Genomic DNA, 23,919 nt, shown 5'->3' on the forward strand with positions numbered 1-23,919 from the left:
GGGCTCATTTGACGACTCGCAGGGCGGGCGCGCCGGTCACGGGGCGGGCCGGCTCGTTCATGAGTACGCGCAGGCGCTCGCGGGCGCGCGACAGTCGGGACATCACCGTGCCCACAGGCACCTCCAGCACCTGCGCAGCGGCCTCGTAGCTCAGCTCCTCCACGCAGACCAGCAGCAACACCTCGCGTGCCGCCAGGGGCAGGGCGGCCAGGCCTCGTTCGAGGTCCAGGCGCAGCTGGAGCTGCTCGTGGGGGCGATGCTGCCAGCGCGATTCCTGCGATGCATGCAAGACCTGCAGCTCGTGGGACTCGTCCAGGCTTTCCTGGCGGTGGGCCTGCTCCTCGCGCCACTGGTTGAGAAAGCGTCGGTGCATCAGGGTCAGCAGCCAGGCCCGCAACGCGGCACCAGGGACACGCTCTACCGACGGAGCCTCCCAGAGATGGGACTTGCGCGCGGCCTGCTCCAGGGTGTCCTGCAGCAGGTCGTCGGCACGGCTCGCATCGCCCGTCAGCAGGCGGGCATGGCGCCGCAGCCGGGGGAGGTGGGGGAGCGTGTCGTCCAGGGTCATGGGGTGGCGAGGCGCCAGACCTTGTTGAAGCCGTCGCCGGTGCGGTCGCCGGGCTTCTGGTCCTTGACCCAGTAGTACAGCGGCTTGCTCTTGTAGGCCCACTGGCGGCTGCCGTCGTCGCGGGTGATCACGGTCCAGTCACCACCGGCCTTGGCATCGGCCGCGGCCATCAGCGGCGGCCAGTTGCTGGCGCAGGGGCCGTTGCAGGCGCTCTTGCCGGCGCTGTCCTTGTCGAAGGTGTACAGCGTCATGCCATTGGCGCCGACCAGAGCGCCGTCCTGCGCGCGGGCCGGCGCGGGCGGGGTGCTGGCGCAGGCCGCCAGCGACAGCGTGATCACGGCGATCAGGGAGGGGGCGAGGCGAGGGTGCTTCATGGGCGTCTCCGGTTGAGGTGAACGTAGAACACCTGGGCCAGGCCGAATATTCCATCGCCCTGAAAAAAAGAAGAAGGGCCGGCAAGCGCCGGCCCTTCCTGTCATCAGCGCAAGCGCTGCATCCCTCTGCCCATCAGTCCGCCGTGGCGGCGATGCTGAGGTTGCCGTAGGTGGGCGTCAGCATCACATAGACCCAGGTGCCCGAGGCCAGGCCGCTGAGGCGGCAGGTCTCGGTGTTGCCGGACGCGACCGAGCGGCAGCCATAGCTCGTCGTGGACGGCCAGCCCTGGTGCTTCAGGTAGAGGTCGGCATTGCCCGTGCCGCCCGTGGTCTTGACGGTGATGGCGCTCTTGCCGGTGGGCACGAGCACGGCATACCAGCCGGGGTTGCTGCCATTGCTCGTCAGGCCGGTGCGCACGCAGCCGTTGGTGTTCAGGGCGTAGCCGCTGGTGTCCGTGCAGACGGGCCCCTGGCTCCAGTCCGGGGCGGCCGGCTGCAGGGGCAGGTCGCTGAACATGCCACGCAGGGTGCCGGAGACGAAGTCACTGCGGGGCACCACCATCACGTAGACGTAGCCAGCGCCGCGGGTCTGCAGAGGCAGGCGCAGGTCGGTGTTGCTGCCGCCAACCTTGAAGTCGTAGTCCGTGGTGCTGGGCCAGCCGCTGGCCTTGGCGTAGATGTCCGCGCCGCCCTTGAGGTTGGAGAGGCGGAAGATGGCCAGTTGCCAGCTGTTGGCGTTCATCGAGAAGCTGAAGGGCCCCGTCCCGCTCAGGGCGCGGCTGCAGCCGTTGGCCAGCACGCTGGTGCTGGAGAGATTGCAGGCGCCGATGGCGTCAGCATTCAGCAGCGGCAGGGTGTTCGCGCGGCGGCTCGTGCAGTTGGGGCTGGCGAGCTCGCCGTTGCCGATGCACTGGGTGAGCCAGGACTTGAAGTCCGCGTCCAGGCTGGTGCCAATGGCGTCGATGCGGCTGCTGTAGCCGGCGTAGTCACCCTTGCGCATCAGGGGCAGGAAGGCCTGGTCCTGGCTGGGCTGGCGCTCCAGCATGTAGCGCACCGCGAGGTAGCCCCAGTTGTAGACCCGGGTCTGGCCGCTGCTGTAGGTGTTGCGCATCACTTCGCTCAGGGCCACCGGGGCGGTCTGGGCGCGCGAGGTCGCATCGGCGTTGTAGGCGCGGCGATAGCTGTAGGACACGTATTCGGCGACGCCTTCGATCCACCAGACGGAGGAGTTCTTCACGGCGCCGTTGAGCTCCAGCGGGTAGGCTCCGAAGCCGCCCCACAGGTTGTAGCGGCCGTCAAGGTAGTGAGTGAACTCGTGGTTCAGGTTCCAGATCTCGAAGCTGCCCAGCCAGTCGGCGCGGTGTGCCAGGAAGCGGGCCTGGTTGCCGGGCTGGGAGGGGTCTCCTTCCAGATACATGCCACCGTTGTTGGTGTCATTGCCGAACAGGAAGCCGGAGAAGCGGGAGTACTGGGCGTAGCTGTCGAAGACCACCAGTTCCAGCTTGGCGTTGGTGTCATTGGCCACCGGCTGCGAGGCATTGGTCCCGAACAGACCATGGAAGTAGCCGGTCTGGTTGGTGATGCTGGTGCAGGTGTCGGCCAGTTGCTGTGCGGTCATGGCCTGGGCGCGGATCACGTACTGGGTGCCGCAGGCATGGCTGATCGGCAGCTTGATGCGGGCCACGGTGTCGTAGGCATTGCAGGTGCCGTAGCTGCCGCAGTTGGCGCTGTCGTACTGGTCGACCATGGTGGCGGCACGCATCCAGACGTCGATGGTGGCGTCATCCGTGGCCTTGTAGCCGGCAATCTGGTTGACGCCCAGGGTGCGCACCGTGGCCGTCAGGGACGGATAGCGCAGGAAGCGCAGCATCTCGCCCATGGCATTGCTCAGGTGGTAGGCGTAGCTGGTGCCGGCTTGCGCGCGGTTGCGGGTCAGGAAGGCATCCAGCGAGCGCGCATAGCTGGCGTCATTGGCCGCGGCACTGGCGAAGTCGTCCTGGCCGTCACCGTAGAAGAGCACGTTCATCGCCGCCAGGATGGCCTCGTTGGTCCAGTAGCCCAGGGCGAAGGTGCTGGCCTGGGTCTGGTCGATCCAGCGCTTGGCGGTGGGGGCCATGTTGGCGGCAAAACCGGAGGCTGCGGTCTTGAAGACTTCGCTGACGAAGTAGCTGTTGTCCTCGGTCTGGTTCATGAAGGCCGGGGCGCTCATGAGCTGGTTCAGCGCGCCGCGCGCCGCACTCAGCATGGCGGCGCTGCCGGCGGGGATGCCGTTGTAGCTGTCGCCACGGACCGACAAATAGTTCCAGTAGCCCGCCGTACGCAGGAAGGACAGCAGGTTCATGGCCTTGTTGCTGTCGGTCCCGTTGTAGCTCACGGCGCGGCGCTTGAGCTCATCGGCGACGGTGATGATGTTGGCGTCGCTGAACACGGTGCGGTACTGCGCAGCCGAGCCGACGTACAGCTGGTACATGCACTCGCGCAGGGCGGCGTTGTCGATGAAGCTCAGCAGGGTGCTGCCGCTCTTGCCGACGAAATCGTTGCCCGTGCAGGCGGTGGTGCCGGAAGCCAGGGTCTTCACGGCGAGGCTGCGGCGGCGCGCGTTGCTGTTCTCGGGCTTGTGGCTGGCGCGCTGCTCGGGCGGGGTCAGGCTGTCCGCGTTGCGCAGGGGCAGTTGGGAGGGGTGGAGGCCCTTCTTGCCCACATGTTCGCCCTGCAGGGGGTCGCCGGGCAGGGTGCTGTGGGCCTGCTGGGCCTGGCGGGCACGCAGGCTGGCGGTGTCGGCCGCCTGGGCGCCGGACAGGGCGCCCAGGCCCAGGGCCAGCGTCAGCCAAGGTAGGGCAGGACGCAGGGAGGGCCACGCACTTCTTGAGGTTTCGGACATCTTGGTCTCCGTTGAGGGGGTGTTGTGCACGCCGCCGGGCGTGCTGCGCACATTTCAAGATGCATCCAATAAAAATGCTACAAATATATGAACAATATGCCGTAAACACCGAGGCGGGGGTGCGCTCCGCGGCAGGCTTGTCCCAATCTGTGCCAATCCGGGGCACTCGAGGCCCTGGGGCAAGTCCTTAGATAAATATATTGGCGAAATGCCAGAATTATTTGTGAAGGATATGAGTCCTTTGGCCGCATGACGGCCCCCTGAGCTTCACAGAACACCCCCCGAGGAGACTCCATGACACGCCCCCCCCAGCGCCCGCTACCGGCCCGGCTGAGCCTGCTTGCCTGCGCCCTGGCCGCGCTTGCCGCACAGGCCCAGGCACAGGCTCCTGCCCAGGAGCCCGCCGCCGAGAAGGCGCCCCAGACCCTGCAGCGGGTCGAGATCGTCGGCTCAAGCATCAAGCGCATCAGTGCCGAGGGTCCCAGCCCCATCGCCGTCTACAAGCGGTCCGACATCGAAGCCACCGGCGCCACCTCGACGGTGGAACTGCTGTCCAAGATGGCCGCGGTGACGGCCTTTGACGACGGCAGCAACGGCAATTCCTTCTCGGCCGGGGCCAGCAGCGCCAGCCTGCGCAATATGGGCGCCCAGAACGTGCTGGTGCTGCTCAACGGCCGGCGCCTGGCGAGCTACGCCTTTGCCGCGGGCACCGACACGCCGTTCGTGGACCTCAACACCATCCCGCTGGCGGCGGTGGAGCGGGTGGAGATCCTGCGTGACGGCGCCTCGGCGCTCTACGGTTCTGACGCCGTGGCCGGCGTGATGAACTTCGTCACCAAGACCGACTATCAGGGTATGGAGCTGGCCGGCAAGCTGGGCCAGCGCACGGCAGGCGACCAGCGCCGGGGCGAGTTCAGCCTGACCGCCGGTCGGGGGGATCTCGACCGCGACGGCTACAACCTCCTGGCCATGGTGGCGGCTTCGCGCCGCGATCCTGTCCTGGCGGGCAAGCACGCCTTCACGCGTAGCAGCGACCTGCGCCCCTACGGCGGCCTGGACCTGCGCGACACCAGCCGCAGTCCCGGCTCCATCCAGCGCATCGATGAGGGCTACCGCAAGGCACATCCGGCCTGCCCGTCGGCCCAGGTGGCCGTGGACGACATCGGTGACGAATACTGCCGCACCGACGTCGCGGCGGACGCCGAGCTGACGCCCACCCTGGAGCGTGTCAACGCTGCCCTGATGGGTAGCAAGTCCCTGGGGAGCAACACCAGCCTCTTTGGCGAGCTGGTGCTGGGCCACAACAAGACAGACTGGCGTGGCGGGTATCCCACCATGGAATCGGGCGTCGACCATCGCGTGACGCCGGGCATGGCCGCCTATGTGCCGGCCCTGGGGCGCTGGGTGGACGACAAGGGCGTGGTCCACGAGAACAGCCCGCTGCAGGCCTACCGCTCGGTGGACGAGGCGGGTCAGCGCGGCACCCGCTCCCTGGTGAGCAGCAGCCGCGCCCTGGCCGGCGTGCGTGGGGTCAAGGGCGAATGGGACTGGGAAGCAGCCGCCATGTTCAGCCGCAGCCGTGGCGACCAGACCGAATTCAATATGCTCAAGCGCGACGCCGTGCTGAACGCCCTGGCCAAGGGGGGCTACAACCCCTTCGTGCCGGTGAACAGCCGTGCCGCCGCCGAGGCCCTGCTGACCGACGTCACCAAGCAGGCCACCTCCACCCTCAACACCCTGGATGCCAAGGTCAGCAACCCTGAGGTGACTCGCTTCCTGGGCGGCCCCCTGGGCATGGCCGCGGGCCTGCAGCTCATGCACGAACGCATGAAGGAAGTGGCCGACCCTCAGGTGGCCGCCAAAAACATCGAGAACTGGAGCGGCACCTCCTCGGATGGCAGCCGCAAGGTGACCTCGGGCTTCGTGGAATTCAATCTCCAGCCCAACAAGGCCACCGAGATCCAGCTGGCCCTGCGCAGCGACCACTACAGCGATTTCGGCACCACCACCAACCCCAAGATCGCCGTGGCCTTCCGCCCCAGCGGCGACTGGCTGCTGCGCGCGGGCTACAACACGGCCTTCAAGGCGCCCTCGTTGCCGCAGATGCACATGGGCTCGACCAATGCCTACCCCGGCGAGGGCATCCGTGACTGGATCCGCTGCAAGCCCATGGGCCTGAACTACGACCAGTGCGCCTACTACCCGCGCCTGACCTATGTGCCCAATGCAGACCTCAAGCCCGAGCGCAGCTCCATCTGGAGTGCCGGTCTGGCCTTCAACCCGTCCAAGGCCCTGAACACCACGGTGGACCTGTACTACCTGAAGCAGAAGGATTCCATCAACCTGCTGGACGGTCAGTACCTGATCGACCATGAGTTCGACATCCCCGGCTACGCCGATCTCGTCACCCGCGATCCGCGCAATCCCGTGCTGGAGCAGCGCTACCCGGGCCTGAAGAACGGCCGTCTGAAGTACCTGACCCTGCCCTACATGAACGTGGGCGGCGTGGAGACCGGCGGCGTGGACTGGACGCTGCGCCTCGAGCAGCAATGGGCCGGCATCCGCTTCTGGCTGGAAAACGAGTACAACGCCATCCTGCGCTACAAGTCGGCCTTCACGCCCGACGGCGAGCTGCAGGATCGCGTGGGCGGCTACAGCCAGGAGAAGTGGCGCAACACCCTGCGTGTGGGCGGTGAGCGAGGCGCCTGGCGCGTGCAGCTCAACGGCCTGACCTATGCCGGCGTGCTCAACGTCAGCAGCCCTGCCGTGCTGCAGCCCGGCGTGGACCCCGGCCGCATGCCCAGCCGCACGGTGTGGGACCTGTCGGTGGGCTATACCGGCTGGAAGGACCTCAAGCTCAACCTGACTGTGCTGAACGTCTTCGACATCAAGCCGCGTTTCTCCACCGGCTATGGCGGCTTCTACGACGACCGCTACGGCCCGACCATCCAGCTGGCCGCGCGCTACACCCTGCGTTGAGCCTGCGAAACCCTTGTCTCTGCTGCTGAGCTCATCAGCGGCTCTTCGGTTCTGGTACCTGCATGCCAGTCCCTTGATGCCCCGCCTCGAGCGGGGCCTTTTTTTGCCAGTGCGTCCCGTGCCTGCGGGCGAGCGGGGCGGCGACAGGGCGTTGCACCGCCAGTGTCCGCAGGCCGGCCACCGGCCTTCCCACCGCTAGCCGCCTGCCGCCCTCAGCTTGTCCTTCTTGCTGGGCCGTCTGCCCTTGATGCCGCCCGTGGCAGCATCCGGGGGCGCCGTCTCGGTGGGCTCGAAGCCGGCAAGCTGCTCGCGGGACACCCGGTAACCCTGCCGTTTCTCGATCAGTCGGAAATGCGCCTCGGTGGCCGCGCTGACAAAGCTCACGGCCAGCCCTTCGGCCCCTGCGCGCGCCGTGCGGCCGATGCGGTGCACATAGTCCACCGTGGAGCGAGGCAGGTCGTAGTTCAGCACCACGGGCAGTTGGGCGATGTCGATGCCCCGCGCGCCGAGGTCCGTGGCCACCAGCACGCGCAGCTCGCCCGACTTGAAGGCAGCGAGCACCTGCGAACGTGCGCCCTGGCTGGCATCGCCATGGAAGGCCGCGGCGGCCAGGCCGGCGCGGCGCAGCTTGTCGGCTACGTGGTCGCAGGCATAGCGCGTAGCCACGAAGACCAGCACGCGCGGCCAGCCCTCCTGCTCGATCAGATGGCGCAGCAACGGTGTGCGCCGCGCGGCATCGACGGCGATGGCGCGCTCGGTGAGCTTGCGCTCGCCCTGAGCGGTATCGAGGGTCAGGTCTTGCCCGATCTCCACGCTCACGGGATCGCACAGCAACTGCTCCGAGAGCGCCTGCACCGAAGGCGGGAATGTGGCAGAGAACAGCAGGTTCTGGCGCTGCGCCGGCAGCAAGGCCAGCACGCGGGACAGCTCGTCAGCGAATCCGGCGTCCAGCAGCCGGTCGGCCTCGTCCAGCACCAGGCAGCGCAGGGCTGACAACGAGAGGCCGTTGTGCTCGACCACGTCCAGCAAGCGGCCGGGCGTGGCGACGACGATGTCCGCCCCGCCGCGCAATGCCATCAGCTGCGGGTTGATGGACACGCCGCCATAGAGGATGGATACCTTCACCGACACCGCCAGGCAGCGCGCCGCGGCCCGCAGCAGTGCGCCCACCTGCGCGGCCAGCTCGCGCGTGGGCACCAGCACCAGCACCTGCGGGTGGCGCGCGGCGCCCGCGGCAGTGCGACCGTTCTGGCCCTCGACCTGCTGCAGGACGGGAAAGGCGAAGGCCGCCGTCTTGCCCGAGCCGGTCTGGGCCGAGGCCAGCACATCGCGCCCGGCCAGGGCGGCGGGAATGGCTGCAGCCTGCACCGGCGTGGGGGTCTCGAAGCCCAGTTCGCGGGCTGCCCTCAGCAGCGCGGGCGAGAGGCCCAGGGCGGCGAAGCTGTCAGCGCCGGTGTCCATGGCCGTGCTCACAGCGCACGCACCTTCACCGACTTGCCCTTGACCTTGCCCGCGTTGAGCCCGCGCAGCACCTGCTGGGCGATGCTGCGGTCCACGGCCACGTAGGTCGAGAACTCGTTGACGTTGATCTTGCCGATCAGGGCGCCGGGGAAGCCCAGGTCCTTGGTCAGCGCGCCCAGCACGTCGCCGGGGCGGATCTTTTCCTTGCGTCCGCCCAGGATCTGCAGCGTGACCATGGGCGGGTGCAGCGGCTCGCCGCCCTCGGCCGGCGTCAGCTCGGAGAGCGGGTGCCAGGTGAAGGGCGTGCCCTGGGCATGCTCGATGCGGCCCACGGCGCCCATCTCGTCCAGGCTGGCCAGACTGAAGGCCCAGCCCTCGCCATCCGCCCGGCCTGTGCGGCCCACGCGGTGGGTGTGGACCTCGGCGTCGGGCGTGATGTCAACGTTGATCACGGCTTCCAGCTGGGCGATGTCCAGGCCGCGCGCGGCGACGTCGGTGGCCACCAGCACGCTGCAGCTGCGGTTGGCGAACTGCACCAGCACCTGGTCGCGGTCGCGCTGGTCCAGGTCGCCATGCAGTTCCAGGGCCGCGATGCCTTCGGCGCGCAGCACGGCCACCAGGTCGCGGCACTGCTGCTTGGTGTTGCAAAAGGCCAGGGTGCTGGCCGGGCGGAAATGGTTGAGCAGCAGGCCCACGGCGTGCAGGCGCTCGCTGTCCCTGACCTCGTAGAAGCGCTGGCGGATCTTGGTGGCCGCGTGAGCCTCCTTCAGCCGCACCTCCTGCGGGTCGCGCATGAAGCGCGAGGCCATCGAGCTGACGCCTTCGGGATAGGTGGCCGAGAACAGCAGGGTCTGGCGGGCCTTGGGGGCGCAGGCGATCACCTGGGCGATGTCCTCGGCGAAGCCCATGTCCAGCATGCGGTCGGCCTCGTCCAGCACCAGGGTGTTCAGGGCGGAGAGGTCCAGGGTCTCGCGCTGCAGGTGGTCCAGGATGCGGCCGGGCGTGCCCACGACGATGTGGGCGCCATGCGCCAGGCTGGCCAGCTGGTTGCGCACGGGCACGCCGCCGCACAGGGTCAGGGCCTTGATGTTGTCCTCGGCGCGGGCCAGGCGCCGGATCTCCTGCGTCACCTGCTCGGCCAGCTCGCGCGTGGGGCACAGCACCAGGGCCTGCACCGCGAAGCGACGCGGGTTCAGGTTCATCAGCAGGGGCAGGGTGAAGGCGGCCGTCTTGCCGCTGCCCGTCTTGGCCTGGGCGATGAGGTCCTTGCCGGCCAGGGCCAGGGGCAGGCTGGCGGCCTGGATGGGCGTCATCGAGAGGTAGCCCAGCTGCGCCAGGTTCGCCTGCATGGCGGGCGGCAGGGGCAGTGTGGAGAAGGAGGTGGTGGTGGCGGAAGCGCCAGCGGTGGGGGCAGCCGTCGGGCTGCTGGGGGTGCTGCGGGTCATGCGTGATTGTCGGTCATGCGGGCCCGGACCCTGCAAGCTGCGGCGGTGAGCGCTGCCCGAAGTCCGTGCTGCAGTGCCGGAAGCTCAGGCTGCCGGGCCCTGGAGCCAGCCGTGCAGGACCTCCAGGGCCTGGGCGTTGGCCGGGATGAAGGCGTGGCTGGCGGCCACTGGAAAGGCCGGGAGATGCCGATGCTGCGGCGCCACGGCCTCATCAACCGCCACCATGCCGTCGTTCCCTATGCCATTGCCGAAGAAGCAGCCGAAGACACCCAGCCAGGGCCAGGTGCCGTAGATACAGGCCGTCGGCACCTCGGGCAAGGGCACCTGGGCCATCAGCGCCTGCTGGGCCGCGAACTGCCCGCATTCACCGGACATCCCGCGGTAAAGCCGCCAGTGCCGCAGCCGCATGCTCAGTCGCATGGCCGTCAGCGGGGAGGCCAGCAGGGCCACCTTGAGCGGCTGTATGCCCTCGGCGCGCAGGTCTGCCAGGGCCAGGCGCAGCAGCACGCCGCCGAAGGAATAGCCGACGGCGTGGAACTCGCCCCGGGCGGCCACCTGGCGCAGGAAGTCCCGCAGCCGGGCGCGAATCTCATCCACGGACTGGCGGGACGGGGTGTAGTCGAAGCAGTGGACCGCCTGCCCCTTGCCCTGGAAGTAGCGGATCAGGCGACCGCGCATGTAGCGCTTGCCGCCGACACCGTCGATGAATGCGATCTGGGGAGCCATGGGATGGGACGGATCCTCACCCCCTGGGCTGCACATCGCCTCGGCCGGGTGAGCCCTCGGCAGCCGGGCTGCGAGTGCGGCTCGATTGTGCAGGACGCGCGAAGCAATCCTGCCGAGGCCAGCCCTTCAGCGGCTCAGCAGCCGCACGCCGAAGCCGATCAGGCACATCCCCGCCACCCGCCGCAGCCACAGGCCCATGCGCGGGCTGCCGCGCACCCGCTCGCCCAGGCGGTGCGCCAGCAGTACCGCCACCAGGCCGTAAGCGAAGGTGAGGGCGGCGATGGTGGCGGCCATCACGGCGAAGGTGAGCAGGCCGCGGTGCTTCGCCGGGTCGACGAAGAGCGGGAAGAAGGCCATGTAGAAGACGATGGCCTTGGGGTTGAGCAGCGTGATGAGCATCGCCTGGCGCAGGAAGTGACCGGGACGCAGCTGCAGTGCCGCGGCCTCGCCGGGCCTGGCGCGCAGCATCTGCCAGCCCAGCCAGCCGAGGTACAGCGCGCCGCCCCACTGCACGACGCTGAAGGCCGTGGGCGAGGCGGCGAGCAGCGCCGCCACACCTGCCACCGCCGCCCACATCAGCATCTGGTCCCCCAGGATCACGCCCAGCGTCGCCGCCATGCCACCGCGCACGCCGCCCTGCGCCGTGGCGCTGACCAGGGCCAGGTTGCCTGGTCCCGGAATGGCGAGGAACACCAGCACGGCGATGACGAAGGCGGGGTAGTCGGCGATGCCCAGCATGAACGGCTCCTGGTCAATGAGAGCCCATGCTAAGGGTTCAGTCTGGCGCGGGGCTTGCGCCGCCGCGCGAGGGCTCAGTATGTCCGCCCACCCTTGAACTGCGCATGCTGCTTGCGCTGCAGCTCGGTGTGCTTGCCCATGGCCTCGAAGGACACCCGGGCGTGGGCGTGCATGATGGCGATCCCCAGGGCATCGGCCGCGTCCTTGCCGGGCAGGCCGGGCAGGTTCAGCAGGCGCTGGACCATGGCCTGGACCTGGTCCTTCTTGGCATGGCCATGGCCGACGATGGCCTTCTTCATCTGCAGGGCGGTGTACTCGGACACCGGCAGGTCGCAGGAAACCAGGGCGGTGAGCGCCGCGCCGCGGGCCTGGCCCAGCAGCAGGGTGGATTGCGGGTTCACGTTGACGAAGACGATCTCCACCGCGGCACACTGGGCCTCATAGCGCTGCTGCACCTCGCGAATGCCGTCGTAGAGGATCTTCAGCCGCCCCGGCAGGTCACCCGTGGGCACGCCGGTGGTGCGGATGGTGCCGCTGGCCACGTAGCTCAGGCGCGGGCCGTCGGCGTGGATCACGCCGAAGCCGGTGGTCTGCAGGCCGGGGTCGATGCCAAGAATGCGCATGAGGGCGGGAAGCTCGGGGAGAGGGGCGGTTCGGCGGGAGGCCAAGAATACCCAAGTTCAGCAGCGTCGGCGCCGTCCCGGCACCCATTCCTGGCACGAATTTGGTGTGACTTGTGTGTGGCCACTGTGCCGCCATTGTGCAGGCAGGCCTGGGCCGCTTCCTTCGCCGCAGGCCGGCGGGCACGATGGCGTTTCATCAGCACACAAGGAGACGAGGATGAGCAAGCCCAAGGCCGGACCGGCATGGACACGGTTGTTGCTGGCCGGACTGGCGGGGAGCCTGCTGGCGGGATGCGCCCGCATGGAGCCCCGGCTGTGGGTGCCCGACGAGCTGAAGCAGTCGCTTGCGCGGGTGGACCTTCCTGACATCGGGGTCAGCCGCAGCGGCCGCAGCCAGTTGGATGGGCGGGTGCTGAGCTTCAGTCGCTCGGCATCGACGTCAGAGTGGTTCGGCGTGTTTGCCAGCGGCAGCGGCCGTCTTTCGGTGACCTTGGAGGGTGAGCCCGCCCTGGGCGGCGATTGCCGCAGCAGCCGGGAGCAGCTGAAGCTCTTCGGCCTCCAGCTGGAGCGGCCGCTGGTCACCGAATGCCAGGTTCGGCAGGGCGAGGTCCAGACGCAGATCCGGCTGTGGACCCAGGCCACGGGCCGGCCTGATCAGGGCGCGGAACTGCGAGGCGAGTGGACGCTGGCTGATGGGGAGCGGCTGTTCGTCCACTCGCTGCACCAGAACCCGGCAGGTGGCTTGATGGGGCGACCCCTGGGCTTTTCCATCGTGCGCCAGGGGCGCACCGTGGCGCTCGTGGACGTGAGCCACTGGCAGCCGCGGCTGTACCTGCCGCGTGAAGCCCAGGAGCGAGAGCAACTGCTGCCAGTGGCCCTGCTGATGGCGCTGCTGGTCCAGCCTGGGCCACCCGGCGGCTGAGGGCCTCCTTCACTGCCTTCAGAGCGGCAGCTTGAAGTACCAGCGCACCGAATGGAAGAACACCGGCGCGGCAAAGCACAGCACGGCAATGCGATCCAGCAGGCCCACCGCGCCGGTGATGTTGCTGCGGTTGCCCCAGTACTCGACGCCTGCGTCCTTCTTCAGCGCCTTCATCACGAGGGCACCGAAGCTGCCAGCGCCCGCCGCGATGAAGGACATCACCAGGGCCTGGCCCGCCTTGAAGGGCGTGATCCAGTAGAGCAGGGTGCCCACGACAGCGGCGGTCAGTGTGCCTGCCCACCAGGCCCGCATGGAGAAGCTGCGGCTGATGCGCCGCGCCAGCGGGCGGCGGCGCAGGCGCTTGGCGGCGAGGTACTGCGCAATCTGCCCGCAGGCGGCGACGATCACCAGGTAGAAGAGCAGGAAGGCGCCGCGGCCCTTGAAGCCGGGGAAGTCCAGCAGCAGCAGGGCGGGCGCATGCGACAGCCCGTAGACGCAGACCATGATGCCCCACTGGATTTTGGCGTTGCGCTCCAGGAAGCGGCGTGGGTCGTCCGCCAGGGCGCTGGCCACCGGGATGGCCAGGAAGGCGTAGACCGGGATCAGCACCGAAAAGATGTCGAACTGCCGCGTGCCCACCAGCACGTACTGCAGGGGCAGGATCACGAAGAAGGCCAGGATCAGGCTGCGATGGTCGCCCCGGCGTGTGTGCATCAGGGTGATGAACTCGCGCAGCGCCAGGAAGCTGAAGACGCCGAAGAGCAGGGTCGCGCCCACCGGGCCGGAGATCCAGGCCGCCCAGAACAGGCTGGCGAAGAGCCACAGCATGTTGAGTTCATGGCGGAAACGGCTCCAGCCGTGGTGCCATTCGCTGTCGTCCTCGTCCTCCGCCCGCTTCTTGAGCGAGAAGAGGAAGCTGCCGATGCTGGTGAGCATCAGTGCGCCGAAGAGCATCACGAACAGGAAGGCCACCTGCTCGCTGGGATTGAGGGACTTGAGCCAGCGCAGCCAGGTCATTCGCGCCACCCTCCAGGCTTGAGGGCCATGACTTCGGCGCGGGCGCGCTCCAGGAATGCGCGCTTGTCTTCGCCCTCCTTGAGCTGCATGGGCGCGCCGAAGGTGACGGTGCACAGGATGGGCACAGGCACCACCTCGCCCTTTGGCATGACGCGCTGCACGTTGTCTATCCAGGTGGGGATGAGCTTGACCTGCGGGAACTGCTCGGCCAGGTGGAAGATCCCGGCCTTGAAGGCCTGGGGCTCGCCCTTGTTGGAGCGCGTGCCTTCGGGAAAGATCACCAGCGAGTCGCCCTTGGACAGGGCCTCGACCAGGGGTTCCAGCGGGTCTTCGTCCGGCGTGCTGCGGGTGCGGCTGACGTAGATGGCATTGAAGACATTGGAGGTGAGCCAGGTCTTGAGCGGGCTGGAGGTCCAGTAGTCGCGTGCGGCGATGGGCCGGGTCGCGGCGCGCAGTTCGCGCGGCAGCGAGGCCCAGATCAGCACCCAGTCGAAATGGCTCTGGTGGTTGGCGAAGTAGATGCGCTGCTCCGCCATGGGCGGGCAGCCTTTCCAGTGGCCCTGGGCGCCCGTGATCAGGCGGGCCAGGAAGGCCAGGAAGAGGCCGGTGGAGTCGGCAATGGACATGATGGGCGGGATTCTAGGGGGCTGACGGCGCACCCGACGGCCCTAGGATGGAGAGGAAACCCCAGGCGGCGCCCTGCCGTGGCATGCCGCCCCAGCCCTTCAGGAGATTCAGGCGATGCTTTGTTCCCCCTTGTCCAGGCCGGCGCTGCTGGCCGGCCTCATGAGTGTCTCTGCGGCCGCGTGGGCGGCCGACATGCAGATCCAGGTCCTGGACCGCAACGGCAGACCCCTGCCCGAAGCGGTGGTGCTCCTGGACAGTCAGCAGCCCGGCCCGCGCCCCGCCCCGCGCCTGGAGCAGACCATCACCCAGCAGCAGATGCGCTTCCAGCCGCAGGTGAGCGTGGTCTCGCCCGGCGCCAAGGTGGTCTTCACCAATATGGACAAATGGAACCACCATGTGCGCGGTGGCCTGAGCGGTCCGGGCGGCGTCTACCTGGACCCTGCCCAGGGCTTCAGCTTCAAGCTCTCGGCCAAGCGCGAAGGCCAGCCTCTGGCCACCGCCACCCAGCAGCTGAGCCAGCCCGGGCCCTATCTGCTGGGCTGCCATCTGCACGGCTCGATGCGGGGCCATGTCTACGTCAGCGACACCCCCTGGGCGGCGGTGAGCGACGACAAGGGTCAGGTCTTGCTCTCCGGCGTCCCCGAGGGCCCGGCCCGGGTGCGCGTCTGGCATGTGGACCAGCTGGTGGACGGCGCGCCGCAGGCGGTGCAGGTCAGCGGCGCGGGCGGGATGGTGAAGCTCGCCACCGCCATCGAGGCCCGGGCGCGCAAGCCGGTGTCAGAGGAACGGCAGCCGGGCTACTGAGATGCGTCGATGCCAACGCTGGCGGCCAGGGCCGGGCGGGCGAGTCCTTGTCCTCTGTCGGCTCCTCCTGCCCCTGGCGGTGATGCTGGGGACGCAGGCGGGATGCACGCCCTTCCCGGGGGTGCGGGTGAGCCTCAGCCTGCCCAATGACAGCCCGCTCTCGGCGCTGGTCCGCGATCAGTGGATGAGCACGGATCGCGGCCTGGCGGAGCAGGCGCGGCGGCTGCTGCGGGAGCGCCTGGGAGATGGCGCCCGGCTTCCCTCGCGGGCTGACCTGGAGGCCGTCGGTCTGCGCTGCGAGCCGGCGCCCTTGCTCGCCTGCAGCCATCATTCGGAGATCCGCCGGACGCCGGTGGGCCCCGTGCCGGCCGCTGGTGCCCGCACGCAGACCGTCACCGTGCAGGTCCTGGCGCAGATCGGTGCGCCCCTGGAATCTCTGGCGGTGCACAAGACCGAGGACTGAGGCCGGTCTGCGATGACGAGGGCCAGGTCTTGCCTGCCGGCGCGCCCGATGGGGCGGTCCAGGGCTGTGCAGAAGGGGGTGATCGAGAGGTGGGCGTTGAAGGAGGGAAGATGAGCCGAGCCTGTCAGGGTCCGGGGATGGTGCGCGCGCTGCGCTGCCTGCCGCTTGCAACGCTGGCATGGCAGGTCGTGCTGCCTGCGTACGCCACTGCAGATCCGGACTTCGAACGCATTGATCGCCTGGCGCAAGCCATGCTTCGCCACGACGGCGTCTCGCGCGGCTATCTGCTGGCCGCGCTGCGCGAGCAGTTTTCCTTCTCCTGTGATCAGGCCGGCACGGATGCCGAGATCTCGTGCGAGATTCAGAATCCCGGGCTGGTGCAGCGCTTCTCGTACACGAAGCGCCCGTTTTCGAACCTCAATGGAAAGCCTCTCCTGTTCAGACTTGAATTCAGCCTGTCCGCCAATTGCCATGCATCCCTCCCGCGAGCCTGGGGTGAGCTGGCGCAACGGTGGCATGCACAGGCCGCGGTGGGGGTGCATGGCGTCGAGGCCTCCCGGGAGCTGGTGCAGTCGACCGGGCGTCGGCGGGTCATGCTGAGCGGTGCTTTCAGGCAGCGCGCGGAGTGCCCGGAGCAGCTGGGCATGGAGACCCTCTTCCTTTCAGTCCTTGCTGAGGGGCGCGGAGGACGCTGAGGGGAGTCAGGCGGATGTCTGAGGGACGGGTCGGAAAGGAGGGCCCATGCGGTGGCGTGGCCGGGGCACCTCAGTTCATGGCGCGCATCATCAGGGCCGCCTTCTCCCCGATCACCATGCAGGGCGCGTTCGTGTTGCCCCCGATCAGCGTGGGCATGATGGAGGCGTCCACCACGCGCAGGCCCTGCAGCCCGTGCACGCGGAGCTCTGCATCGACCACGGCCATGGGATCGCGGCCCATGCGGCAACTGCCTACGGGGTGGTAGACGGTGTCCACGCGGCGGCGCAGCAGGGCGCGGATCTCGTCATCGGTCTCGGCCTGGGCCTGCCACAGCTCGCGGGTCCAGAAGGCGCGCAGCGAGGGCTGGCGCATGAGCTCGCGGCTGAGCTTGAAGCCTTCGACCAGCTCGTCCACATCGGCCGGGTCAGCCAGGAAGGCTGGGTCGATCAGGGGCCGGTCCTCGACGCGCGGGCCGCCCAGGCGCACGCTGCCGCGGCTGCTGGGGCGCAGCAGGCACACATGGCAGGAGAGGCCATGGCCCAGGCCCAGCTCGCGGGCGTGGTCGTTGACCAGGGCCACGACGAAATGCAGCTGCACATTGGGCAGGGCCAGATCCGGCCGGGTCTTGAGGAAACCGCCGCACTCGGCGAAGTTGGAGCTGATCATGCCCCGGCGCTCGCGCTGGTAGCGGGCGATGTTCTGCACCAGGCGCACACCGCCCTTGAGCGAGATGCCCACGGTGTCCAGGCTGTCGCTGAGGTAGCCGTGGACGAAGTCGGGGTGGTCCTGCAGGTTCTCGCCCACGCCTGGCAGGTGGTGCAGAACGGGGATGCCCAGGTCCTGCAGATGTGCGCCCGGGCCTATGCCGGAGAGCATCAGCAGCTGCGGCGTCTGCAGCGCGCCCGCACTGAGCACCACCTCTCGCCGGGCCTGGATCTGCACGCGGGGGCCACCCAGGCGCATTTGCACGCCCACGGCGCGGCGCCCTTCAAAGAGCACGCGCTCGACCTGGGCGCCGGTGATCACGCGCAGGTTGGGGCGGTGGCGGTTGGGCTCGATGTAGGCGCGGGCGGCGCTCCAGCGCTCGCCCTGGTGCTGCGTGACCTGGTAGACGCCGATGCCTTCCTGATCAGGGCCGTTGAAGTCGTCGGTGATCTTCAGGCCCATGGCGCGGCCGGCGTCCAGCCAGGCCTGGTGCAGGGGGCTGTCGGTGCGCAGGTCGCTGACCTTGAGCGGGCCGTCCTGTCCATGCCAGGGGGCGCTCAGGCGCTCGTTGCACTCGTTCTTGATGAACAGCGGCAGCAGCTCCTCGAAGGACCAGCCGGGGTTGCCCAGGGCGGCCCAGTGATCGTAGTCCGCGCGGTGGCCGCGCACATAGACCATGGCATTGATGGCCGAGGATCCGCCCAGGGCTCGGCCGCGGGGCTGGTAGCCGCGACGGCCGTTCAGGCCGGCCTGGGGCACGGTCTCGAAGGCCCAGTTGTTGAGCGAGGTGGGGATCTGGAAGACGCCTGCCGTGGGCGTGTTCACCACCCAACTGTTGCCGGGGCCGCCGGCCTCGATGAGCAGCACGTCGACCGTCGGATCCTCGCTGAGGCGCGCCGCGAGGGCACAGCCGGCGGAGCCGCCGCCGACGATCAGGTAGTCATGGCTCTGGTCGAAGATCATGCGCTGGCTCCTTGTCGGGACATGGGGTCAGGTCTTGCCTAGACCCCCGGTGGCTCAGGCAATCTTGCGCAGCAGGCCGAGCAGGGTCTTGAAGGTCTCGCCATAGGGCGGCTGGAACAGGCGGCTGCCGGCGAAGCGGGACTGGATGAAGATGGGCTTGAGCTTGCTGAAGGTGTCGAAGCCCCATTCACCGTGGTAGGCGCCCATGCCGCTGGCGCCCACACCGCCGAAGGGCTGCGATTCCTGGCCCAGGTGCCAGATGCAGTCGTTGATGGTGACGCCACCGGCGTGCGTCTGGCTCAGCACCTGCTCGCGGGCCTGACGGTCCTCGCCGAAGAAGTAGAGGGCCAGGGGGCGGTCGCCGGCATTCACCTGGGCGATGGCCTGGTCCAGGCCGTCATAGGGGAGGATGGGCAGGATGGGGCCGAAGATCTCCTCCTGCATCAGCTGCATGGAGGCCTTGGCCTCCAGCACCACATGGGGCGTGAGCTTGCGGCCGGCGCCGGGGTCCAGCTCCTGCGGGTGGCTGGGCAGGAGCTCGGCGCCCTGGGCCCGGGCGTCGTCCAGCAGCTGTTGCAGGCGGGCGCGGTGGCGGGGCGTGGCGATGCTGGTGTAGTCGGGGTTGGCGTGCACGGTGGGCGTCATGCGGCGCCAGTGGCGCAGCACCGCCTCGGCCAGGGGGCGGACCATGTCGCGCGGGGCCAGCACGTAGTCGGGGGCGACGCAGGTCTGGCCGGCGTTGAGCAGCTTGCCGTAGGCCAGGCGCGAGGCGCTGAGCTCCAGGTCGCAGCTGCGGTCGAAGATCGCGGGGGACTTGCCGCCCAGCTCCAGCGTGACCGGGGTGAGGTTCTTGGCCGCGGCCTGGGCCACATGGCGGCCGACGGCGGTGGAGCCGGTGAAGAAGAGGTGATCGAAGGGCAGGGCGGAGAAGGCGCGGGCGAGGTCGGCGTCGCCGGTCAGCACCGTCATCTCCTCGGGGCTGAAGTGCTCGGCGACCATGCGGGCCATGAGCGCCGAGGTGGCGGGCGTCAGCTCCGAGGGCTTGATCATCACGCGGTTGCCGGCGGCCAGAGCGGCAATGGCGGGGCCGGTGGTGAGGTAGTAGGGGTAGTTCCAGGGCGCGATGATGCCCACCACGCCCAGGGGTTGGGGCATGAGGGCATTGCGGCCGGGCATGAAGTGCAGGGCCGTGGGCATGCGGCGGGTCTTCATCCAGCCGCGCAGGTGCTTGAGGGCGTGCTCGGCGCCGGTGATGGTGGTGAAGATCTCGGCCAGCAGGGTTTCCTGGTGGGCGCGGTGGCCGAAGTCCTGCGCGATGGCTTCGCACAGCGCCTGCTCGTGCTGCCGCGTCATCGCGATGAGGCGCTGCAGGCGGTCCTTGCGCACCGCGAGGGTCGGCATGGGCTCGCGTGCATAGGCGGCGCGCTGCGTCTCGAAGGCCAGCTGCAGGGCTTCCTGGGTCGAATGTTCCATGGCGGTGTGTCTCCTGCCGGGAGGCTAAGGCCAAACCGCCCGACCACCAAGCGTGGCGACCCGGGGCTAGAGAGACGGGTCTAGTCGCGGAGGTGACAGTGGGTGTCGGTATGTCTGCGCCGACTTGAGCATCGCCGGGACGCGGGGGCGCGATTGCTCCGTGTCCCCCGCCGGCGCCTGCGGCGCCGGCTCCTCCTTTACCTACGCAATCCCGCCCCCGCATCCCGGCTCTTGCACGAGGGAGTACTGACTCGATGACTGAGGTGTTGCAACGTAGCGAGCGCGCCGCACGAGCTGTTCTTCGCGACACCAGCGCCCAAGTGAAGAAGCCCACCGGTGCAACCCGGTGGGCTTCGTTCAGAGCGACGCCTGCGGATCCGGCTTTGCCGGGCCGTCAGGCGTGCCCCCTCGAGGGGGCCGGCGAAGCCGGTAGGGGGGGAGCCTTCAGTGCCGGAAGTGGCGAACGCCGGTGAAGACCATGGCCACGCCGCGCTCGTTGGCGGCGGCGATCACCTCTTCATCACGCATGGAGCCGCCCGGCTGGATGACGCAGCTGGCGCCGGCATCGGCCAGCACGTCCAGGCCGTCGCGGAAGGGGAAGAAGGCATCGCTCGCCACGACGGAGCCCTTCAGGTCCAGGCTGGCGTTGGCGGCCTTGATGGCGGCGATCTTGGTGGAGTCCACGCGGCTCATCTGGCCGGCGCCCACGCCCAGGGTCATGCCGCCGCCGCAGAAGACGATGGCATTGCTCTTGACGTACTGGGCCACGGTCCAGGCGAACATCAGGTCATCGAGCTGCTGGGCCGTGGGCTGCAGTGTGGTCACGACCTTGAGGTCGGACTTCTGCAGGAAGTGGTTGTCGGCGCTCTGCAGCAGCAGGCCCGAGCCGATGCGCTTGCTGTCGCCCAGGTTGCGGCCCTGCAGCCACGGGGTGTCGCCGCCCGGGGGCAGGGCGATCTCCATCAGGCGGACGTTGACCTTGCTCTTGAAGATCTCGCGGGCCTCGGCGGTGAAGCCCGGGGCCATCAGCACCTCGACGAACTGCTTGGCCACCAGCTCGGCCGCCGCGCCATCCACCTCGCGGTTGAAGGCGATGATGCCGCCGAAGGCGCTGGTCGGGTCGGTCTTGAAGGCCTTGGCATAGGCCTCGGCCGGCGTTGCGGCCACGGCCACGCCGCAGGGGTTGGCGTGCTTGACGATCACGCAGGCCGGGGCCTGGAAGGACTTGACGCATTCCCAGGCGGCGTCGGCATCGGCGATGTTGTTGTAGGACAGCTCCTTGCCCTGCAGTTGCTTGCCCGTCACCAGGGAGCCGGGGGCGGGGAAGAGGTCGCGGTACAGCGCGGCGGTCTGGTGGCTGTTCTCGCCGTAGCGCAGGTCCTGCACCTTCACGAAGGTGCTGTTCATCTGGGCCGGGTAGGTGGCCAGGCTGCCGTCGTCCTGGCGGGCGCTGAGGTAGTTGCTGATCGCGGCGTCGTACTGGGCGATGCGGTTGAAGGCGGCCACGCTGCAGGCGAAGCGGGTCTTGTCGCTGGTCTTGCCGGCGGCCTTGAGCTCTTCCAGCACGTCTGCGTACTGGGAGGCGTCGGTCAGCACGGTGACGTCCTTCCAGTTCTTGGCGGCGCTGCGCACCATGGCCGGGCCGCCGATGTCGATGTTCTCGATGGCGTCTTCCAGCGTGCAGCCTGCCTTGGCCACGGTGGCTTCAAAGGGGTAGAGGTTGACGGCCAGGATGTCGATGGTGGCGATGCCATGGTCGGCCAGGGCCTTCATGTGTTCGGGCACATCGCGGCGGGCCAGCAAGCCGCCGTGGATCTTGGGGTGCAGGGTCTTGACGCGACCGTCCAGCATCTCGGGGAAGCCGGTGTGGTCGGCGACTTCGGTCACCGGCAGGCCGGCGTCGGCCAGCAGCTTGGCGGTGCCGCCGGTGGAGAGCAGGCGCACGTCCAGGGCGTGCAGGGCCTTGGCGAAATCGACGATGCCGGTCTTGTCGGACACGGAGATCAGGGCAGTCAGTTGCGTCATGGTGGACTCGGGATGGTGGGGGTTCGGTGGAGCAGCGCGGGCCAGGGCGCTCAGAGCAGCTCGTGGTCGCTGAGCTTGCGGCGCAGGGTGTTGCGGTTGATGCCCAGCCATTCGGCGGCCTTGCTCTGGTTGCCGTCGGCCTTGGCCATCACGACTTCCAGCAGGGGCTTCTCGACCAGCTTGATCAGCATGTCGTGCATGGAGTGCGGCACCTCGCCGTCGAGGTCGCGGAAGTAAGCCTCGAGGTTCTCGCGGATGCACTGGTCGATGGGTTTGGGCGTCATGCCGATAGCCTTTGTTCTTCTGCGTCGTCGTCGTTGGCCGCGTCCAGGGCGGGCGGGAGGTAGGGCAGGCGCTCGTGCTGGTCGGCCAGGGCGGCAAACCAGTCGGAGAGGGCCCGGACCTGCGCCTCGCAGCTGTCCAGCCGGTTCATGGCCTGGCGGAAATCCTCTCCGCCGGGCAGTGCCTTCACGGCCCAGGCGATGTGCTTGCGCGCGCTGCGCATGCCGCTGTCGCTGCCGTAGAGGCTGTAGTGGTCCTGTAGATGCTCCAGCAGCCAGTCGCGCGCCTCCAGCACCCGCGGTGCGGGGAGCTGCTCACCGGTGGCGAGGAAATGGGCGATCTCGCGGAAGATCCAGGGCCGGCCCTGGGCGGCGCGGCCCACCATCAGCGCATCGGCGCCGGTGTGCTGCAACACCTGCAGGGCCTTCTCGGGGCTGTCGATGTCGCCGTTGGCGACCACGGGGATGCCCACCGCCGCCTTCACGCTGCGCAGGGTGTCGTACTCGGCCAGGCCCTTGTAGCCCTGCTCGCGGGTGCGACCGTGGATGGTCAGCATGGCGATGCCGGCGTCCTCGGCCATGCGGGCCAGGACGAGGGCATTGCGGGCCTCGGCGCTCCAGCCGGTGCGCATCTTCAGCGTCACGGGCACGTCGAAAGGCCGGCAGGCCTCGACCACCGCGCGCACGATCTCCTGCGCCAGGGGCTCGTTCTGCATCAGGGCCGAGCCGGCCCATTTGTTGCAGACCTTCTTGGCGGGGCAGCCCATGTTGATGTCGATGATCTGAGCGCCACGCTGGATGTTGTAGACCGCGGCCTCGGCCATCATCTGGGCCTCGGTGCCGGCAATCTGCACGGCGATAGGGGCTGTCTCACCCTCGTGGTTGGCACGGCGCGAAGTCTTGAGGCTGTTCCAGAGGTCCTTGCGCGAAGTCACCATCTCGGAGACGGCATAGCCCGCGCCCAGACGCTTGCACAGCATGCGAAAAGGGCGGTCCGTCACCCCGGCCATGGGCGCCACGAACAGATTGTTCGGCAGCACATGGGCGCCTAGCCGCAGCGGTGTGGGCAGGATGGAGGGCATGGGGAGGGGCTGGCGGCTGCTCAAAAAAGAGGCAAGATTATAACGCCCGCCACCCCGGAGGTCCGCGCAGGGCCGGTGCGGGCCCGGCATGAGGCCCCAGCGGATGACGTCCAGCGCGCAAACCTTCACGCACAGGCGCGCTGGCCGAGGCTCATGCCGGCCGCGCGGTCATTGCGCCGGCACGTTCTGCTTGCGCCAGAGCTGGATGGACTGGCTGATCCAGTCGTTCATCTGCGTGGTCTTGGAGAGCTTGTAGACGGCCCGCGCCAGCTTGCCGCGCAGCTCGGGCGTGTTGCAGGCAGACTTGTGCGAGAGCGTCAGGTACAGCGGCTCCTTGGCCACAGCACCCTCGAGCTGCTTGACGTCGGTGATGGCCATCTTGGCCAGGAAGGCGTCGCCGGGGCTGTCCTCGTAGACCAGGTAGTCGGCGCGGCCCTTCTGCAGGATCTGGATGGCCTGCTCCAGGCTGGCCACCTGCGTGATCTTGAGGTTCTCGCGGGCGTAGCGGTCGAACTCCTCACCGAAGCTGTTGTTGATCACGGTGACGCCCTGGCGGCCCTGCAGATCGCCCCAACGGCGGTACTTGAGCTTGCTGCCGTCCTTGGTCCAGACCGCCGAGCGGGTGTCGCGGAAGGGCGGGTGGAAGTAATCCATGTACTCGGTGCGCGGCACGGTGAAGAAGGCGCCTGCGATCAGGTCCACCTTGCCGGCCCGCACCTCTTCCTGCACACGGCCCCAGGGGCCTACGTAACGGACTTCGATGGGGATGCCAATCTCCTTGGACAGCCACTGCATCATCTCGGCGTTGGCGCCGACGAGCTTGCCTTCGTCTTCCGGGGCGCGCCACAGATAGGGCGGGTACTGCGGGTTGCCGGAGGCCAGCAGGTGCTTGCAGCTGTCTTGTGCCATGGCTGGGTGGACCAGACCCAGCGTCGAGCCCAAGAGCCCGAAACAGACGAACCCAGTCCTTGCGAAATTCAGCATTGCCCGTGACCTCTTTGATGGCCAAGCCCGGACAGGGTCGTACTGCCCCGGTCCAGTTGTGCGCTCCCTGAACCGCTGAGTG

General features: G+C 68.6%; 21 protein-coding genes. 5 read left to right on the forward strand and 16 right to left on the reverse strand.

The window, feature by feature from the left end; all coding sequences use genetic code 11:
• Positions 1 to 4 precede the first annotated feature (4 nt).
• The 3 genes from ACS5PK_RS10205 to ACS5PK_RS10215 all read right to left on the reverse strand — a co-directional run bounded on the left by ACS5PK_RS10205 (position 5) and on the right by ACS5PK_RS10215 (position 3,823).
• A complete protein-coding gene (locus ACS5PK_RS10205) occupies positions 5 to 568 on the reverse strand; it encodes an RNA polymerase sigma factor (protein ID WP_439440125.1) in 564 nt (187 codons plus the stop codon).
• Positions 565 to 942, reverse strand: a complete 378-nt coding sequence (locus tag ACS5PK_RS10210; RefSeq protein WP_439440126.1) for a hypothetical protein — start codon at positions 940 to 942, stop codon at positions 565 to 567. The genes ACS5PK_RS10205 and ACS5PK_RS10210 overlap by 4 nt, the downstream gene beginning before the upstream one ends.
• A 133-nt stretch (positions 943 to 1,075) precedes the next feature.
• Entirely contained in the window at positions 1,076 to 3,823 is a 2,748-nt protein-coding gene (locus ACS5PK_RS10215) for a collagenase (protein WP_439440127.1), read from the reverse strand.
• A gap of 294 nt (positions 3,824 to 4,117) precedes the next feature.
• On the opposite strand from ACS5PK_RS10215, the gene ACS5PK_RS10220 reads away from it, so the two are divergent.
• Positions 4,118 to 6,802, forward strand: a complete 2,685-nt coding sequence (locus ACS5PK_RS10220) for a TonB-dependent receptor plug domain-containing protein (protein ID WP_439440128.1) — start codon at positions 4,118 to 4,120, stop codon at positions 6,800 to 6,802.
• Positions 6,803 to 6,997: 195 nt separating this feature from the next.
• Here the strand turns inward: ACS5PK_RS10220 and ACS5PK_RS10225 are convergent, their stop codons facing one another.
• The 5 genes from ACS5PK_RS10225 to ruvC all read right to left on the reverse strand — a co-directional run bounded on the left by ACS5PK_RS10225 (position 6,998) and on the right by ruvC (position 11,795).
• Positions 6,998 to 8,263, reverse strand: coding sequence for a DEAD/DEAH box helicase (locus ACS5PK_RS10225; protein WP_439440129.1), 1,266 nt, complete (start codon positions 8,261 to 8,263; stop codon positions 6,998 to 7,000).
• Positions 8,264 to 8,271: 8 nt separating this feature from the next.
• Positions 8,272 to 9,708: an ATP-dependent RNA helicase DbpA gene (gene dbpA / locus ACS5PK_RS10230; protein WP_439440130.1), complete on the reverse strand. Its 1,437-nt coding sequence runs from the start codon at positions 9,706 to 9,708 to the stop codon at positions 8,272 to 8,274.
• An 84-nt stretch (positions 9,709 to 9,792) separates the two neighbouring features.
• Positions 9,793 to 10,434, reverse strand: coding sequence for a hypothetical protein (locus ACS5PK_RS10235; RefSeq protein WP_439440131.1), 642 nt, complete (start codon positions 10,432 to 10,434; stop codon positions 9,793 to 9,795).
• Between the two features lie 126 nt (positions 10,435 to 10,560).
• Positions 10,561 to 11,172, reverse strand: a complete 612-nt coding sequence (locus ACS5PK_RS10240) for a LysE family translocator (RefSeq protein WP_439440132.1) — start codon at positions 11,170 to 11,172, stop codon at positions 10,561 to 10,563.
• 74 nt (positions 11,173 to 11,246) lie between these two features.
• Positions 11,247 to 11,795, reverse strand: a complete 549-nt coding sequence (ruvC, locus tag ACS5PK_RS10245) for a crossover junction endodeoxyribonuclease RuvC (protein ID WP_439440133.1) — start codon at positions 11,793 to 11,795, stop codon at positions 11,247 to 11,249.
• 217 nt (positions 11,796 to 12,012) lie between these two features.
• Here ruvC and ACS5PK_RS10250 point away from each other — a divergent pair, with 217 nt between their 5' ends.
• Positions 12,013 to 12,717: a hypothetical protein gene (locus ACS5PK_RS10250; protein WP_439440134.1), complete on the forward strand. Its 705-nt coding sequence runs from the start codon at positions 12,013 to 12,015 to the stop codon at positions 12,715 to 12,717.
• 18 nt (positions 12,718 to 12,735) lie between these two features.
• On the opposite strand, the gene ACS5PK_RS10255 is transcribed toward ACS5PK_RS10250, so the two are convergent.
• Together ACS5PK_RS10255 and ACS5PK_RS10260 are read right to left on the reverse strand one after the other, a co-directional pair.
• Entirely contained in the window at positions 12,736 to 13,734 is a 999-nt protein-coding gene (locus ACS5PK_RS10255; protein ID WP_439440135.1) for a phosphatidate cytidylyltransferase, read from the reverse strand.
• Positions 13,731 to 14,360 (reverse strand): lysophospholipid acyltransferase family protein, encoded by a 630-nt coding sequence (locus ACS5PK_RS10260; RefSeq protein ID WP_439440136.1) that lies wholly within the window; start codon positions 14,358 to 14,360, stop codon positions 13,731 to 13,733. The genes ACS5PK_RS10255 and ACS5PK_RS10260 overlap by 4 nt, the downstream gene beginning before the upstream one ends.
• Before the next feature lie 115 nt (positions 14,361 to 14,475).
• Between ACS5PK_RS10260 and ACS5PK_RS10265 the strand changes: the two genes are divergently transcribed.
• From ACS5PK_RS10265 to ACS5PK_RS10275, 3 genes are all read left to right on the forward strand, one after another.
• On the forward strand, positions 14,476 to 15,165 hold the full coding sequence (locus ACS5PK_RS10265) for a cupredoxin domain-containing protein (RefSeq protein WP_439440137.1): 690 nt from the start codon (positions 14,476 to 14,478) through the stop codon (positions 15,163 to 15,165).
• Positions 15,166 to 15,247: 82 nt separating this feature from the next.
• Positions 15,248 to 15,628: a hypothetical protein gene (locus tag ACS5PK_RS10270; protein ID WP_439440138.1), complete on the forward strand. Its 381-nt coding sequence runs from the start codon at positions 15,248 to 15,250 to the stop codon at positions 15,626 to 15,628.
• A 110-nt stretch (positions 15,629 to 15,738) separates the two neighbouring features.
• A complete protein-coding gene (locus ACS5PK_RS10275; RefSeq protein ID WP_439440139.1) occupies positions 15,739 to 16,323 on the forward strand; it encodes a hypothetical protein in 585 nt (194 codons plus the stop codon).
• A 70-nt stretch (positions 16,324 to 16,393) separates the two neighbouring features.
• Here the strand turns inward: ACS5PK_RS10275 and ACS5PK_RS10280 are convergent, their stop codons facing one another.
• The 6 genes from ACS5PK_RS10280 to ACS5PK_RS10305 form a co-directional block, all read right to left on the reverse strand.
• Complete coding sequence (locus tag ACS5PK_RS10280) at positions 16,394 to 17,992, reverse strand: GMC family oxidoreductase (protein WP_439440140.1); 1,599 nt, start codon at positions 17,990 to 17,992, stop codon at positions 16,394 to 16,396.
• Between the two features lie 54 nt (positions 17,993 to 18,046).
• Entirely contained in the window at positions 18,047 to 19,465 is a 1,419-nt protein-coding gene (locus tag ACS5PK_RS10285) for a coniferyl aldehyde dehydrogenase (RefSeq protein WP_439440141.1), read from the reverse strand.
• A 444-nt stretch (positions 19,466 to 19,909) separates the two neighbouring features.
• Complete coding sequence (gene purH, locus ACS5PK_RS10290) at positions 19,910 to 21,490, reverse strand: bifunctional phosphoribosylaminoimidazolecarboxamide formyltransferase/IMP cyclohydrolase (protein ID WP_439440142.1); 1,581 nt, start codon at positions 21,488 to 21,490, stop codon at positions 19,910 to 19,912.
• A 50-nt stretch (positions 21,491 to 21,540) separates the two neighbouring features.
• Complete coding sequence (locus tag ACS5PK_RS10295) at positions 21,541 to 21,774, reverse strand: Fis family transcriptional regulator (RefSeq protein ID WP_183104897.1); 234 nt, start codon at positions 21,772 to 21,774, stop codon at positions 21,541 to 21,543.
• On the reverse strand, positions 21,771 to 22,853 hold the full coding sequence (gene dusB, locus ACS5PK_RS10300; RefSeq protein ID WP_439440143.1) for a tRNA dihydrouridine synthase DusB: 1,083 nt from the start codon (positions 22,851 to 22,853) through the stop codon (positions 21,771 to 21,773). The genes ACS5PK_RS10295 and dusB overlap by 4 nt, the downstream gene beginning before the upstream one ends.
• 168 nt (positions 22,854 to 23,021) lie before the next feature.
• Positions 23,022 to 23,762, reverse strand: coding sequence for a substrate-binding periplasmic protein (locus ACS5PK_RS10305; RefSeq protein WP_439440144.1), 741 nt, complete (start codon positions 23,760 to 23,762; stop codon positions 23,022 to 23,024).
• Positions 23,763 to 23,919: the final 157 nt, after the last annotated feature.

Source organism: Roseateles sp. DB2, assembly GCF_051857535.1.
GTDB lineage: Bacteria > Pseudomonadota > Gammaproteobacteria > Burkholderiales > Burkholderiaceae_C > Roseateles_B.